This is a genomic window from Pseudomonas sp. HP_14, assembly GCF_055283875.1.
Genome location: NZ_JBTOQI010000001.1, coordinates 45,833 through 60,464, shown reverse-complemented (window position 1 = coordinate 60,464; position 14,632 = coordinate 45,833). Strand labels below are relative to the sequence as shown.

The 14,632-nt window shown below is 53.6% G+C and carries 12 protein-coding genes and 1 pseudogene; 8 read left to right on the top strand and 5 right to left on the bottom strand.

The genetic code is table 11. The features are described from left to right. Positions 1–53: 53 nt before the first annotated feature. On the bottom strand, positions 54–671 hold the full coding sequence (locus ACYASS_RS00225) for a 3'-5' exonuclease (RefSeq protein WP_463584587.1): 618 nt from the start codon (positions 669–671) through the stop codon (positions 54–56). A gap of 251 nt (positions 672–922) precedes the next feature. Here ACYASS_RS00225 and ACYASS_RS00220 point away from each other — a divergent pair, with 251 nt between their 5' ends. Then, on the top strand, positions 923–1,153 hold the full coding sequence (locus ACYASS_RS00220; RefSeq protein ID WP_463584586.1) for an AbrB/MazE/SpoVT family DNA-binding domain-containing protein: 231 nt from the start codon (positions 923–925) through the stop codon (positions 1,151–1,153). A gap of 133 nt (positions 1,154–1,286) precedes the next feature. Here the strand turns inward: ACYASS_RS00220 and ACYASS_RS00215 are convergent. Together ACYASS_RS00215 and ACYASS_RS00210 are read right to left on the bottom strand one after the other, a co-directional pair. After that, positions 1,287–1,403 (bottom strand): annotated as a pseudogene (locus ACYASS_RS00215) (AbrB/MazE/SpoVT family DNA-binding domain-containing protein); the annotation flags it as partial. 211 nt (positions 1,404–1,614) lie between these two features. Continuing rightward, entirely contained in the window at positions 1,615–2,496 is an 882-nt protein-coding gene (locus tag ACYASS_RS00210; protein ID WP_463584585.1) for a WYL domain-containing protein, read from the bottom strand. 137 nt (positions 2,497–2,633) lie between these two features. Here ACYASS_RS00210 and ACYASS_RS00205 point away from each other — a divergent pair, with 137 nt between their 5' ends. The 5 genes from ACYASS_RS00205 (at position 2,634) to ACYASS_RS00185 (ending at position 10,870) form a co-directional block, all read left to right on the top strand. Further along, positions 2,634–4,091: a hypothetical protein gene (locus ACYASS_RS00205; RefSeq protein WP_463584584.1), complete on the top strand. Its 1,458-nt coding sequence runs from the start codon at positions 2,634–2,636 to the stop codon at positions 4,089–4,091. Then, a complete protein-coding gene (locus ACYASS_RS00200) occupies positions 4,084–4,806 on the top strand; it encodes a hypothetical protein (protein ID WP_463584583.1) in 723 nt (240 codons plus the stop codon). Before ACYASS_RS00205 ends, ACYASS_RS00200 begins: the two co-directional genes overlap by 8 nt. 4 nt (positions 4,807–4,810) lie before the next feature. Further along, positions 4,811–9,124, top strand: a complete 4,314-nt coding sequence (locus ACYASS_RS00195; protein WP_463584582.1) for a coiled-coil domain-containing protein — start codon at positions 4,811–4,813, stop codon at positions 9,122–9,124. Next, the gene (locus tag ACYASS_RS00190; protein ID WP_463584581.1) at positions 9,121–10,110 is read left to right on the top strand and encodes a hypothetical protein; all 990 of its coding nucleotides are present in this window, start codon (positions 9,121–9,123) and stop codon (positions 10,108–10,110) included. The genes ACYASS_RS00195 and ACYASS_RS00190 overlap by 4 nt, the downstream gene beginning before the upstream one ends. Before the next feature lie 127 nt (positions 10,111–10,237). Further along, a complete protein-coding gene (locus tag ACYASS_RS00185; protein WP_463584580.1) occupies positions 10,238–10,870 on the top strand; it encodes a hypothetical protein in 633 nt (210 codons plus the stop codon). 163 nt (positions 10,871–11,033) lie between these two features. Here the strand turns inward: ACYASS_RS00185 and ACYASS_RS00180 are convergent, their stop codons facing one another. Next, the gene (locus tag ACYASS_RS00180) at positions 11,034–11,993 is read right to left on the bottom strand and encodes a tyrosine-type recombinase/integrase (protein ID WP_463584579.1); all 960 of its coding nucleotides are present in this window, start codon (positions 11,991–11,993) and stop codon (positions 11,034–11,036) included. 195 nt (positions 11,994–12,188) lie between these two features. Between ACYASS_RS00180 and ACYASS_RS00175 the strand changes: the two genes are divergently transcribed. Continuing rightward, positions 12,189–13,262, top strand: coding sequence for a DNA-binding protein (locus ACYASS_RS00175; protein ID WP_463584879.1), 1,074 nt, complete (start codon positions 12,189–12,191; stop codon positions 13,260–13,262). Positions 13,263–13,473: 211 nt separating this feature from the next. Here the strand turns inward: ACYASS_RS00175 and ACYASS_RS00170 are convergent, their stop codons facing one another. Further along, positions 13,474–13,869 carry a helix-turn-helix domain-containing protein gene (locus ACYASS_RS00170; RefSeq protein WP_463584578.1) on the bottom strand — a complete coding sequence of 132 codons (396 nt, stop codon included), beginning with the start codon at positions 13,867–13,869 and terminating at the stop codon, positions 13,474–13,476. 190 nt (positions 13,870–14,059) lie between these two features. Between ACYASS_RS00170 and ACYASS_RS00165 the strand changes: the two genes are divergently transcribed. After that, on the top strand, positions 14,060–14,404 hold the full coding sequence (locus ACYASS_RS00165) for a DUF7079 family protein (RefSeq protein WP_463584577.1): 345 nt from the start codon (positions 14,060–14,062) through the stop codon (positions 14,402–14,404). The last annotated feature ends 228 nt before the right edge of the window (positions 14,405–14,632 follow it).

Sequence of the window (14,632 nt, the reverse complement as noted above, 5' to 3'; positions counted from 1 at the left end):
GGTGTGGAGTGAATGGAGAGATCGCTCATTCGGGCCAATGGGCCCGGCTCACCTCAGCCGAGCATTTCCTTAATGATGGATGCAACGTTCCTGGCATCGTCGATTCCTCGGTGATAGGTACCCCGCCAAACCAGTGCCAACGACTCTACCGTTTGCTTAAGTGATTTAGGTCGATCGTCATATAAGCCGGCATGCCAATTCCTGGCATTGAAATGTGGCAAGCCTTCGAGTAGGGAAGGGCACCCAGCAAAGCCAGCATCACGCTGAAGTTGTCTTGCGTCATAGTCACCCCACGATGCCCAGGCCGCGTTTGGATACCGCGCAACAAACGTCTGTAGATCTTCTCCAACCTCTCGATAGGTTCGGGCACCGTCCACGTCTGCTTGTTGAATGGACGTAAGCTTTCTGCAGTAGTCGGTCAGTGTAGGGTTGATCTGAGGCCGTACGAAACGCTGGAATTCATCGACGATCTCAAGCGATTCCAAGTCGATTACTACCAGGCCAATTTCGATTGTTTCCATCTGATCGGGAACGACTGCGAGGGGCCTTGGTGATTCCGACTCATCCATCTCGTCACAGGTTGCCTCAAGGTCTACGCAATACAGATAGCGGTATGGCGCGAGGAGGTTTTGGATGGCTTGAAGGTGAAGATCCTTTGCTTCAATGCTCATGGCATGGGTGCCCTATCTTTGATCTGTCCAAGATAAATCGAGACGTGTATACAGCTTCGTTCTGACGGAGTTGTTAGAGGGCGTGCTGCTTCTGTTCCGGCGGAGGCTAGGTGATTTGTTGGGCTTCGGAGCTAAAGCTTCTTTGGCTATCGCTCCTTCGGGCTTAAGCCCGGCTCGCCCTCACGTCTTCACGTTATAGCCTACCGCACCGCTCGGCTATCATTTAAGTGCCCAATCGCGTAGGTATCCTCATGGCTACTGTCACTGTGAACTCTAAAGGCCAAATCACCATCCCTGTCCAGGTACGGGCTGCCCTAGGCCTGCAACCAGGAGATGAGGTCGAATTCGTCAATCTGGAAAATGGCCAGTTCGCCATGGCGGCAGCAACGTATTCCGTTAAGCGACTGAAGGGCATGATTCGCAAGCCGAAGGTCATCGTAAGCATTGATGACATGAACGCAGTTTTTGCGCTGAAGGAATAAGTGCTCGTCGATAGCGCTTCCCAAGCAGAAAGGCTTGCTAAGGTTTTTCTCGCGCTACTTCCAAGGCGGCTTCTGAGATGAGTTGTTGCTATCGTGTTTTCGGGCCTAAGGCCCGGCTCGTCGAATGACTGCTTTATTTCGCCTCGGCGTTACCAAGCTGTCCGCTATCCCAGGCTTCAGCAAGCTCTTCTATGCGATCCACGCTTTGAGGCTTTTTTGATAGGACAAGACAGCGTGTGTTGCCAACAAACATGCATCCCTAGGAAATGCTAGGCCATGAATTATCACGCCGCGGGCCCTAGCTCGTCGTAGAGTGAATTACTGAACGTCGAGATATCGTTGACGTTTTCGACTTGGGCTGTAGTTTTCATTTGAACCATCGTATTTCAGCGCGAGGCATCAATCCCGCACGCGCTAGGCTCCGAGCAGTGGCGGGTACAGTGGAGCGAATTCCTCATCATTCATTTTTGAATGTATCCAGGCGCAAGCAACGCATTGCTGACGCCATCCAGGACATCTACATTTCGTAGCCACAGCCTGAACTCATGCCCCCTGAGACTATGATCGGGTGAACAATCAACACTCCACTGCCTGAGCGTATATCCCGCGATCAGCGTTGGAACCGTAATTTTGATCAGATCATCAACCATTCCATAATCAAGCCTGGTCACCTCGGGCCTAGGTTGGTCGGGATGTGGAACTAGTTCCAAAACCACGGCATCAACACATGCAATGTCATTGCTGCCCAACTCATGAGCCATAGCAGCCCCATTCAGATCAATCACAGGATTTACGATACGGGTAATTACAAAGTCCCGGAACTCCCCAGATTTCCGGTCAAATCCTCTTACATGCCAACGCAATCCGTTGTCGACCAACGTGTGTGGCACGATTATGCGCTCACTCGACCCGCTCAAAGATTCGTAACCTATCTTCAGTGGGAGGCGCTGGAATATTGCACGAGTTACCACTCCAAGCGTGACCAGGTTCGGTTGGCCAATTCGAGCAGACTGAATAGCTGGCACATCACATCCTGAGACTATGCTCGGCACCCCATCCGCAAACCCTTGGCTCAACCAGGTCAGCACGCGATCCGGACTGAACTTGTAAAGCGGGGAAAATCCTTCCGATATGAAGTAGCTCTTAGCCCTTGAGTCATAAGCCATGTTGCAGGGCGCTAGCATTGCATAAAGGGCAAGATCTCTGGTGGCCGAGGCGGTCTTGATCTGGAATCGCTTGACGAGGCTTTGTCGCCTTACCTCTCCGAAGAACCATAAGTTTAGTTCTATGAAAGCAAGTCGTTCCTGCTGAGCTTGCGAGTGGTCTGTAAAAACTTGAGGCATCGACGATTTCGCTTCTCGCGGCTGGGTTGCGGTAGTTCAACGCTTGAGGCTATGATGCCTGACATCGAATCAAAATGATTCGACCTCACGCCAAATATACCATCGCCATATCGCCTGGTATGACCTCGGAATCCATAATGGATGATTATCTCGCTTCCGGCCACGGTTCCCTGCTCGACCTTACGTCACATCAACGCAATTTGTTGTTGATAAGGCCAGTGCTCAAGCTCGATTTCAACAAGCTCATGTACACCCGAGAGGATGGCTCGTACCTGCTGGAAGGCATTGATACCAATTATCTGTGCCTGGCGGCCTTGTACTTCATGATGGAGGGCTCGGCCATCCAGCAAGGCTACACGTTCGAAGAGGTGCGCGATCATCTGAAGATGCTTGCGGGGTCTATGTTGCGAACCCTGGATGACGATAGCCGTGGCCGAATAGCCGATATCGTGCTCGAGGCACTGGGCAACAAATCAAAAAGGTACAGTGATCACCGGGAAAGCTATTTCCATGCCCCTTCCGGTGAAACGAGGTTTCTGAGTTTCAAGCTGATCCGCTTTGAGGCTGATTACGATCAAAACTACCGCTACAGCCCGACCAGAGAAGGCTACCTGGTGCTGATGGGCATGCTGGATCTTGAGGTCGAAGATTATCAGGTGCTTATCGAGAAAATGCTCGTGTACCTTGTTGATAACGGGCGTTTTGAACAGGCTTATGACCTTGCGAGTCGTGCACTTTCGCTGTCAGTGGAGCACCGCCAGATGATCCGCGACCTCATTCAGCAAGCGGCCAAATCGCCGGGTTCAGTGAGGTGGGACAAGAACATTCAGCCGACGCTCAACACTGCCCGAAAACATATTGAGGATCGCCAGACGGTTGATTTCTCAATGAAGGAGTCCCTGACGCAGAAAATGCGAGGCCTGGATAATCCTGAAACGCGCAAGCCGCTCTCCAATCTCCATGCTCAGCTAGAAGGAGCCAACCTTCAGCGCATGAAGCTGCTGAACGAAATTGGTGGGGCAGGGCAGAAATTTCTCGATGGCCAAGTCAGTGGCTTCAGGGCTCGGCGGGCTTCAGGCCTGCCAGATCTCGAATACAGCATCCTGCCTGATTTGATGGCTCGATCCGTCTGTGACATTTCGGCTTTTGCAGACGATGTATTGCTGAGCCTATATCCGCCTATGCGGGTGATGATCCCGGATCTCTCCAATCTGTTCCACCTGCTCCTTGAACGGCGCAATGACGCTCTCCCCGATCCTGATGAACGAGGTGGCGAAATTGAGCGATTCCCGGAAATCCCCATGCCTTTCCCAAAGGAATTGGTGGCGAAAGTCCATCGTTGGCTTGATCCGAAAATGCATGGCGCAGAGATTTTGCACTTAGGGCAGATCCTTGATCAGGCTGAAGCGGATGGGTTGACTTTCATGGAGCGTAAGGCCGTCGCTTTTGAGCTTTATCGGGCATTTGCTGACAGCGAATCCCGGTACAAGAAACGCCACGCCGTCATCGATGGGGAATTTGATAGCTCGGTGGTCTTTGGTGACAACCTACGGTTCGAACACTCCGCTGCAAATCAGGAAGTGAGCCATGACTAACTATTATCAGGACGCAGCCACGCTCATTTATCGAGCCATGGGCGCGCATAGCAGCCCGCACAACGACACCGTGTACCGGCAACTTCTAGCCCGATGCCGGGCCGAACGTGACTTCGCAGATGCCGTACAGGGCATTGCTGAAGGCATGTCGCTGCTTGTGCTTGATATCAGTGACCGTGGCCTGGTCGTCGTGCCCTCCGGCAAAGACAGTCGCTTCTCAATCAAAATGGCTGAGTTCCGCACTAAAATGAGCGAAGAGCAAAAGGTCGCGGTGCTGCTCGCCCACATGGCCATTGGGGCGGTGTTCTACCCGACCTCTGACTTCCTGGACGATGATGGACGCACGCCATTTCCTGCGACACTGGGGGTTATTCGGGACAAGCTTGTGAGCGTCATCAATGGCCTGGCAAAAGAGTCTGAAGGGGATAGCTACTCAGCGGAAGAAACCCGCCCTGGGTGGGAGTACATGCGCGGCTTGCCGACGAAAATCCCCAACTCGACAAGGGCCTCACTCAGTTCTATCGAAGGCATCATCACGGTCTGTCTGAGCCGAATGCTCGAATACGGATTGGTTCGCAAAGAAGGCCGGGAAGACATCGACGAGCAAACGTCGTTTACACCCACTCACCAGCTGCGAATCCAACTTCGTGAGCTGACACTTCCTACCTTGTTCAATGCCGTTGTCGAGGCTGCCGCCTCCAAAGTCGAGGGTTGAATCCATGCGCATTTCTCGAATTTATGTCGATCACTTTGGCGCCCCGACTGGCTGGTATGAACAAACCACATTCGACCTTTGCGATACGGTCACAAACGAACCCGGTGATGCCTGCATCAATCTCGAAAACGGGGGCGGGAAGACCTCCATTCTTTCCTATATTTTCAGTTGCTTCGATCCAAGGCTGGATCATTGGCTGCAGTTTCTTCAGAAGAAAACGCATGCCTTTAAGGATTACTTCGCCCGTGATGGCCGTCCATCCTTCATGATTGTTGAGGCCATCATGCCGCCCAAGACGACTGGCGGCGCCGAATATCCGCTCATCATTGGCCAGTCGGTCGTTGTCAAAGAAAGCGCGGATCGGGCATCCGAGGTTGAGCGCCGCTTTTTCACGTTTGAAGCCACTGTCGGATTACGGTGGGAGGATCTTCCTGTTCCGGATGTTTCCATGGCACCGGTCAAAACCATGCAGGAATTTCTGGGTTGGGTGCAGCAGGCTTATCGCCTTAGTGGCGGGGACTTTTATATCACTCAAAATCAGGGCGAATGGATGGCACATCTTGAAGAGCGCCGGATGATCGACCTTGAGCTTTTGAAGATGCAGGTCGAATTCAACAGGCGTGAAGGCGGCAGTGCAGACGGTTTTCTTTCATTCAACACTGAACGCGACCTTGTCTCGAAACTCTTGAATCTATCCATGAACAAGGATCAGACCGCAGAGCTTCGAAACATGGTCGGGCAAGCGGTTGATAACCTCAAGTCAAAGCCGCGCCTGGAGGAAAAACTTCGTCAGTTTGGCAACTTGCAGCAAGTCATGGTGCCATTCAGCGAAACCGCCGTTCAGATGGTGGGGGCTACCGCGGCCCTCAAAAACATCGACCAACAAGCGGTGAACGTGACATCGGCTATGCAGCGCAAGCTGATCGAGACGGAAACCGAGGTCAAAAAGAACCAGGAGTCCATTGCAGATGCTGAAAAATTTGCGGACAAACTGCTCGAAGCTGGCGCCGCCGCGTATTCAGACCATGTCGCGATCACGGGTCTTGTGCTGAAGCGCGAGGAGGAGGTGGCGTCTAAAGACCTGAGCGACGTCGCCAAGGGAATAGCGCACGACGAACTTCACCTGAAAAACCTGATGGCCGCCCTGGCGCGACGGGAGATTGTTGCCATTACTGCCAGCATTCATGACCTGGAAGTGAAGAAGGAAGCCGCCACGCAGGAGCTCAAGCCCCTAGAGGAAGAATGCGCCAGGAATGGCTCCATGCTCCGTCACAAGCTGGAGCAAGAAATTGCAAAGCTGAACGAAAGCATCAGGCAATTGGTGCTTAAACGTGATGCTGCGTGGGAGCACGTCACGCAGATCGACCAAGCCATCAAAGAGTTGAATAAGACGTCAACCGCTCTGAGTCAGGAGCAGGGGACTCTCGAAGGAACCATCTTTGCTGCCCAGAAAATCTTCGACGGACTGATCTCCAGCCAATTGGTGCTGCCAACCGACATCGATGGTGCGCATTCAGCCCTTGATCGTTTCGTCGTTGAGATTGAGGAGCAGGAAGCTCTGCTCAAAGAGCTTAAGGCCGACCATTCCGAAAAGACCTTAGCACTGAATGAACTACGCCAAGCCTCAATACAGGCCAATCAAACGCTTAGCGGCGCCAAAAATGGTCAAGAGCCGCTTAAGAAATACCTGGGCGATCACGAGCTTGCGCTTGAAAAATTGCAGACGAACCAACTTCTGATCGAAATGGTTCAGGGTGTTTGCGACCCAAGGTCACTGGTTCTTGTCGGCGATGTTGAGAAGCTCATCGAACAAACTCGTGCTGAAATATCGAAAAAAGCGATTCGCCTGGATCAGCTGGAAGGTGAGCGTGAGTCCATTGTTCAAACAGGTCTCTCGGGGCGTAATACGGATGTCGAGTTGGTTATTGATGCTCTATCCAAGGCCGGTGTTCGCTCCGCCAGGGCTGCAAATACATACGTAGCCGATCTGCGCCACGATGCTAATGAAGCCAGGGACTTGGTGCTTTCTGACCCAAGCCGATACCTTGGTGTTAATGTGGCGTCAGAGGAATGGGGCAAGGCTTTGAGCTTGGTGCCTGCGCTTCAACTTGAGCTTGCTGCGCCAGTGACGTTGGCCGTGGCTTCCTTGGCGCCCGCTAACGCTGATGCAGAGCGAATGGTATTTGGCCCGGTCAATGATGCCGCTTTTAACCGAGAGGCTGCACAGGTGGCTTTAGCTACATTTGAGGCCACCATTGCACAGGTGAACGCAGAGCGTGACGAGTTTGTAAAAAGAGATGCGCTCGCCCAGGCGGTATTGAACCAGCTGAAACTCTTCCAGGCCAATTATTCGCACCAGCAAGTGGTCAGTGCCGAAGTCGAGCTGGAAGGCCTAAAGGAGCTGACCGATCAAGCTGCAGAATTAATCGAGAACCTCTCGAATCAGATCACTGATGTTGACCAATCCATTGCGGCCATCACGCCTCGAATCGAGCAGTTGCCGATCAAGATATCCACACTTAAAAATGGCAAGGCGCAGCTTCTCAACTACCTGGACAATTGGCTCGGGTCTGCTCTGCAAGCAGAATCGTCTCTGAAAGAAATCCTGGCCAAGCTTTCAAGCATTGCTGATCAGCTCCATGAGCTGGAGACGACTAAAGCCGAAAAAGCCGTTGAGGCCAGCAAGTATTCGACTCAAGAAAATAGTCTGCGGCCCAGTGTGGTTCTGCTTCGTACTGAACACGACCAGGTTGTTCGACACAGCCCTGATTTCGAGATCACAGACGCCTCCCAGATGCATAGCCTTGAATCGCTGCGTTCACGGTATTCGCAAGTAATGGCCTTGCTCTCCACGGAGGAAAAAGACCGTCTTGGCCTGATTGGGCATTTGCTCGATGCGAAGCGCCAAGAGCTGGAAAAAGCAGAAAGGAATTATCGCCAGGAATTCCAGGATGTAGACGATGAAGTCGTCAAAAGCCTTATGCCACTGGAAGTGGACAGTGAAATTGCTGGCGTTCGAAACCGTCTCGCGGAGCTTGTCAAAGCCCGGCAAGAAAAGCAGGAATTGCATTCCGATGCCAAGTCGGCGATCAAGGAATACTGGCGATCCCGTGAGAAAATCGAACCGTCTGACGAGATGCTGGGGTTAGCAGATGACGATCTGCGTATTGCTGCCAGCAACCGACTGAGCTTCCATGAAGATCAAAAGGCTCAGCGCGAGACGGCACTTGAGCAAATCAGTACCCAGAAGGCCAATAACGCCAAGCTGCGCCAAGCATTGGCAGACTTGCGTTCGAACCTGAAGAACCTCGACGCGGCCTTCGACCGAAAAACTTTAGTGGCGCAAGAGGTGGTGCTCTCGGACGATGTGGGCGAAATGGTAACGGAGATCATTCGCAAACTGCGCGTGCGTGAAGAAGAAGTCGCCAAGGTTCGTGCGGCGGCCAACAAGGCCTACCAGGCCGTGATCCGGATTGTGGGAACATCCGAATTTCGTGCTGCCGAAGGTCAGATCGCTGAGATGTTCGCAGCCGAAGACTTGGATCGTGCCTGCGCCGATAATGAACACATCTCGGCAATGATTGCTGACCGGGTTTCTGCCCTGCAGGGCACGCTCGATGGCATGGTTCCCGATTTCGAGCGTTGCGTAACCGAGATCTACAATCAGGTGGCCTCAGCGACGTCCATGCTCAAGCACGCCATGTCGATCACGATGCCTATTGGCACGCCTTATGTGAGTGGCCGATCGATCTTGAAGATGTCGAGCAATCTTCAGGGCATGTCGACGGATCAGCGCAAGGGCGAGATTGCCCAGTACCTTAATCGCCTGATTGAAACGACCCTGATCCCAGAAACCGGGTCTGAGATCACCACGCAATGCCTGCTGCTGTTCACGCCGCGTGAAACCTTCGGCCTGCAAATTCTAAAAATGGAAGAAAACACGGAGTTTCAGTATCAGCCGGTTAACAACATGAAGAGCTCTGGCGGACAAGGAACGGTAATGGCCATGTTCCTCTATATGCTTGTGAGCCATTTGCGAGTTGATACAGCGGCAAAAGCCATGAGGGGAGGAGGCGGCCCATTGCTGCTGGACAACCCATTTGCAAACGTGCAGACGCGTGCACTGATCGATGCTCAGCGGATGTTGGCTGAAAGCATGAAGATCCAGCTCATCTGCCTGACGGCCAATGCCGACCCGAACATCATTGAAGGCTTCCATCGGGTGCTCAGGCTGCGCAAGGCCGGCGTACAGAAAAACTCTCATCGCACCCTCATTGAAATGGTGAAGGCGACGTTTAAGGACGAGGTCGCCGCATGAGCCAGAAATTCTTTGCCATGTTAGTGAACAGCCGACCGAAGAAACTTGATCTGAAGGTTTTGCGTTCAGTGTGGCTTGACTGCTTTCCAGAGCAGCTTCAGACACATGATCGTGACCGATTGCTACTTAATGCTCTTCTTCAAGGTGAACAGGAAGGTCTTCTCAAGCTGCCAGCAAAGCAAAGTTATGAGCGTCTTGGTAATCCGCCAATGCCTACGTTCATCACCCTGATTCGAGAGCCCAAAAAGGTAAATGACTTTGATTTTGCAAAGGTGGCCTGGGCTCCGGAAATGGGATTCTGGACTAGCCTTTCTGCGTCGGAGCTCGTAAACGCTCTGAAAATCAACGAGTGGATAATTCGACGCAGGGGCAGATACATGGTTGTTCCGCTGCGCGAACGGTCATTGGAGATCTTTGGCGACGAGAAATATCTGGATTCCAGGGTGCGGGATGGCGCTTTGTTTAGCGGACGGCTGCCGTTAAGCGTGATTGGTGCTAGGCGCGTAGAGCACCCTTTGGCCTATAGACCTGCTGATGTAGAAGGGTTGCCAGTCCTCCTGGTGGAAAATCACCATACATTCTGGAGCCTAGGTGAGTGGAATGAATCAGCGAAGATGTATAGCGCTGTAGTTTATGGCAACGGAAAAACCATTTGCGCATCTGGGCTAGCGTTGGCCGAGGTAATGAGGGAAAGAGGGGCGGTTACTGCTGAGTATTTTGGGGATCTTGATCCAGAAGGTGTTGATATCCCCCTGCTGTTCAACCAGAGAAATGGCCAGCAGGTCACCCCGTGCATCTTCCTTTACGAACGCCTTTTAGCCATCGGGCGCCGCAGGGAAGGGGTCTCAGCAACAGACTTTCACTACGACAGGGCTAAGAGGTGGGTTCCAACACTGAGTGGTGAGATAGCAGCACTATGGGGTATTGGAAATTGGATTCCGCAAGAAGGGCTTGGTCTTGAGCACCTTTTCAATCATGAGTTCTGATTAGCGAAGATGACCTGCAGATCATCGGGGATGTTTTTGGGACGGGGCGCGAACTGACCAAGCTCAAAGTGCGTTTCGAAAAGGTGCCTCGTGAATAGTTGGAAGCGTTGTAGCTCTGGAGGGTTTGATGCAAATGTCTGCAGGAACACTGGCTGAATACCTGGCAGCAACGGACGAGGTTGCCCAAAGTCATGCTGCTTCACCGCCTCAACTGAAGTACATGGTCGATGAGATGGACGCGTTCTTCCATCGCGAATTTTTCGCCCAGCCTTTGGAAATGGCTCCCATCGCAGCAGTACTGGTGATGAATGCATATACCGCGCTGCTTGGTGCCGTACGCGAGGCTCTATCTGGTCATGTGGTGCTGGTCTTTCCGGTTGCCCGCGCAGCTCTTGAGTCAGCTTGCTACGCATTGTTGGTGAGCCAGAAGGAGGTAACCGCGGATATATGGCTCAGTCGTAATCGCAGCACCGCCGACCTCAAAGCTTGCAGGAAACTCTTCACTGTTGAAAACGCAATTAAGATTTTGCAACCCGTTCAGCCTGAGATGGCGGAGTACGTCCGGGGCATGTATGACGCCTCGATTGATTACGGAGCCCATCCGAACCCATTATCGATAATGAGCCACTTCGAGTCGACTGGGCCGCTAGGGGAGGATGAGTTCGGTTTCTCGCTTACCGGCGTGCAAGGGCACAACAGCTGGCACGTCAACCGTGAGCTTTTAGTCTGCGTGGAGACGGGCAGGCTGTTGCGTTTTTGATTGCGGCTTCCATCCCTAGTCATCCGCTGCTCAACTAACGCTCCCAAGATTTCGATGACTGGATGGCGACCAAAAACCAGATGGCAGAATCGCTTAATGGCGCACCTATTGAACATGCCGGCCTTATGTATTCTTCTATCCGCCCGCCGCCCCCTTAATGCGATCAGTCGGACAGCCCGGTTTTCTCCACCATGGCGGTGGTTGCCCGCGAAGCCAAGCCACCAAACGACATGCCCGCATCGACATAACGCAGCGCCGACTTCATATCCTTCCAACCTACATAGCTCATCAGCCCTTTGATGTCCCACCCATTAGCCGACGCCCAAGTCGCAAAGCCTCGCCGCATCGAGTGGCTGCTGTACAGCTCCGCTGGCAATCCTGCCTCTTTGAAGATGCGGCGTAGCACGGGAATCAGGCTATGCGGCTGCATAGCTTTGCCTGACAGATTACCCCAGCGATCAATCTGCTGGAACACCGGGCCTTTCGCGATCCCGGCAACTGTTATCCAATTAATATAGGCCTCCACGGGGCAAAGCATGGTGAGGGCCGGCGTTTGGAACGTAGTTCCTTCATGCTGGCGGTCACCCTTGGTGTAAGGCAGGAAAAAGGTAATGCCTTCACCACTTATGGCTTGGGTGTCCTCCACCGTTAGCCTGGCCAGCTCATCGCCCCGAAAGCCACGCCAGAACCCGATCAGGATAATCGCCACCGAGCGACGGTGACGCACCAGCGATTTGTAATCTCCGCTTTCAAGAGCGACTGCAGCTTCCCCTTCAAGCCATGTGACCGCTTGCTCTAGGTGCTTCAGCAGCAGCGGGGCGGCCTGCTTAACCTTTGCAGGGTGCACGACCCTGATGCCTTTGATCATCTGGCGAACGTCAGGCGTCTTGGTCGGATCAGGAAAACCCTGCGTGATGTGCCATTGCGCAAGTGCCGCCAGACGTTGCTTCAGCGTGTTGATGGAGAGCTTGTCGGCGTACTCCGCCAAGTAGCGAACAACGCCCACGCCGGTTGTGGGCAAATACCCGCCCCAAATCACCTCGAAGTGCTCGATCGCCGCCCGGTAGCTTTTTCGGGTGTTCTCTCGGGTGCCGGCACTGAGGTACCGATCTGCCTTTTCCATCGTACTTTGCCTTGAAAATCGGAGCGTTTCTGCCTTTCCGCGCCACAAGGAGGTTTTCTGGGCGCTTGAAAGTATAAAGAAACTATAAAGCACTATTATGGCTTTCTAGGATAAGGCTTTCAAATTAAGATTTTCACGCTATCATTGAATGTAATTTCATTGGATGTAATACGATACGAAATCGTCGGGGTGATCATGGCGCGAAGCGGCATAAACAAAGCGGTGGTGCAAAAAGCAAGACACGCTTTGCTTGCGCGGGGGCTTAACCCCACGATCGATCGAATTCGGGCGGAGATGGGCAACACCGGCTCGAATACAACGATTTCACGGTACTTGCGAGAGTTGGAAACGTCCGAGCCCAGCGCTGTACCTGCTCGTAAGCGTCTCGGAGATCAGCTCTCATCGATGCTGGAGAGCCTCTTGGATCAGCTCTTGGAGGAGGGGGCCCAAGTGGCAGCGGATGTGAAAGCCGAATTCGAAATCGAGCGAGCTGCATCTCAATCCCTTAGTTCCGACTTGCAATCACAGCTCCTGTCCTCTCAGAGGGAAGTGGCTACACAGCAGTCAGCCTTGGAGATTCAGGCAGCAGAACTCCAGACTTCGCAGTCCTCTCTTCAGGCAGAGTTGACCCGAAACGCCGAGTTAGGCCAGCGCTGCGGCGACTTGGAGGTGCTGATCGTCGAAAAAGACAGACAGATCCAATCCCTTGAGGAAAAGCATGTTCATGCACGCGGTTCGTTGGAGCACTACCGTGAGTCAGTCAAGGAGCAGCGCGATCAGGATCAGCGCCGGCATGAAGCTCAGTTGCAGGAGTCTCAGGTCGAGCAACGAAAGCTTCGGGAGTCATTGGCGGTCAAGCAGGATGAGTCCACTAGACTCAACCGAGATAACGAGCGTCTGCTTGCGGAGTCGCGCCAACAAACCAAAGCGCTGCACACTCAGAGTGACCTGATACAGACCCTCACTGCCCAGACGCAGGCTCTCGCATTGGCGGAGGCCAGGGCGGGGGCGGTCATCGAGCATCATCAGTCCCAGGTGACTGAGTTAAGCGGCGAGATCAAATCCCTCAATTTGTCAGCCGCTCAAGCCACGGTGCGCGAGGCGGAATTGGCCAAGCTCGTAGCAGAGTTGAAGGCTCGACTGGAACAGAGTGTGACTACCCAGCCGAAGATGGCAGGACAGCCATCGCCTCAGATCGAGCAGCCAGCCCCAGAGACCCAGGGCACGCCGGCAGCTACAGGCTCCCATTCGAAGCGAAAAAGGAAATAGCCATGACATGTGTACCGGGCACAGCCTCACGTCCATTCGCAGATAACCATCAGCTGCAGCGAGCACACGAAAAGATTACACAACTGGTCGTTGAGGGTCGTTTAACGATGGTGCTTTCCCGTAGCCCCAGCAGTGACACGAGAAGTACTGCATTACCGAACTAACCGCTAACACAGTGTTGGCCAATCACCGCGTGAGGGGAGCAGTGGCCCTAGCTGGCGAAGCAGAGTTCAGTCTGATGAGACGAAGCCTTCGAACCCTTGACCTTGCCCTGCGCAAAGCTCTGTTGTTCGGCCCGCACCGCATCAAACGAAGCGTGACTGCCACTGACGCTTCCGACCTCTGCAAGCTCTAGCTGCAAACGGCTCACCAGCGAATCAGTACACTCACCGCTCTGCGCCCCCAGCGTCAACGCGACGAGAGTGAGCGGACTCAAAGCCAGGGGTTCGCTCAGGGCGGTGATCATCTCCAATGTGGGACTGCACTGGGCGCGTTCCAACTTGTAGATGTATGTCCGGCTGCTGACTTCAGCGAGCTGCTTCTGAGATATACCGCGAGTAGCACGCATTGCCTTGAGCACTGAGGCAAATGCTATTTTGAGCGACATAAAAGCATTCCTGGTGGTTCATTTATTTCGTCAGTCCGGAAGTGCGATTTATAGAAAGCCGCGATCCAGAGGGGGGAGGCTACCACATGGAGTCATCAATCTTGCCGCGACCCAAGGTCACGGACTTTTAAGATGTGGGCGAGCTACCTTCAATACGGTTTCACTGCTCACCACTCATAGGAGGTACTGCATGGATCCGGTCGACGCGAACCGTGTGCAAGTGTGGCAAGCGCTTTCAGAGTTGTTCCTGGACACAGAAGTGAGCGACACAACATACGAATGGGTAGCGCAGCGCATTTCACAGAGCGGATATACGCTCGATCAGCTGCAGAGCATTCTGTGGAACGAGGTTTACCCGGCACTCGAATGCAATCTGAAGTCCATAGTGGGCGAGTGGGCAGGATGGACTGACGAGTTTTTGATCGATCACATTGTCGTCCGGGAGTATGCAAAGACGGCCCCACACAACAGCCGAATAGGTGACGAAATCAACGAATGCTGGGAGCAGGTTGTGGCCAGGCTGTCGCCTCGTTGAGCGGACACCTGATATATGCGTCTGCTTACTCCACGAGTCTGCTACGCGGACGTTTCCATGGGGGGGGCGGGCAGCGGGTTTCTGCTCCGCCCCACGGCGAAATGCCTAGGCCCGGATGGCCGCCGCGGTGTCCGTACGCGATGCGAAGCTTCGCCCGAGGGACGAAGCGGCACGCAATCGATCCATGACGATGATCGACAGCGATCTGGGTCTTGGCTCGGGCCTTGT

Excerpts from the sequence above, each read along its gene's own strand:
- ACYASS_RS00200 (WP_463584583.1), top strand. The coding sequence starts at position 4,084 with ATGACTAACTATTATCAGGACGCAGCCACGCTCATTTATCGAGCCATG.
- ACYASS_RS00195 (WP_463584582.1), top strand. The coding sequence starts at position 4,811 with ATGCGCATTTCTCGAATTTATGTCGATCACTTTGGCGCCCCGACTGGC.
- ACYASS_RS00190 (WP_463584581.1), top strand. The coding sequence starts at position 9,121 with ATGAGCCAGAAATTCTTTGCCATGTTAGTGAACAGCCGACCGAAGAAA.
- ACYASS_RS00175 (WP_463584879.1), top strand. The coding sequence starts at position 12,189 with ATGGCGCGAAGCGGCATAAACAAAGCGGTGGTGCAAAAAGCAAGACAC.
- ACYASS_RS00205 (WP_463584584.1), top strand. The coding sequence starts at position 2,634 with ATGGATGATTATCTCGCTTCCGGCCACGGTTCCCTGCTCGACCTTACG.
- ACYASS_RS00170 (WP_463584578.1), bottom strand. The coding sequence starts at position 13,869 with ATGTCGCTCAAAATAGCATTTGCCTCAGTGCTCAAGGCAATGCGTGCT.
- ACYASS_RS00185 (WP_463584580.1), top strand. The coding sequence starts at position 10,238 with ATGCAAATGTCTGCAGGAACACTGGCTGAATACCTGGCAGCAACGGAC.
- ACYASS_RS00210 (WP_463584585.1), bottom strand. The coding sequence starts at position 2,496 with ATGCCTCAAGTTTTTACAGACCACTCGCAAGCTCAGCAGGAACGACTT.
- ACYASS_RS00220 (WP_463584586.1), top strand. The coding sequence starts at position 923 with ATGGCTACTGTCACTGTGAACTCTAAAGGCCAAATCACCATCCCTGTC.
- ACYASS_RS00180 (WP_463584579.1), bottom strand. The coding sequence starts at position 11,993 with ATGGAAAAGGCAGATCGGTACCTCAGTGCCGGCACCCGAGAGAACACC.
- ACYASS_RS00165 (WP_463584577.1), top strand. The coding sequence starts at position 14,060 with ATGGATCCGGTCGACGCGAACCGTGTGCAAGTGTGGCAAGCGCTTTCA.
- ACYASS_RS00225 (WP_463584587.1), bottom strand. The coding sequence starts at position 671 with ATGAGCATTGAAGCAAAGGATCTTCACCTTCAAGCCATCCAAAACCTC.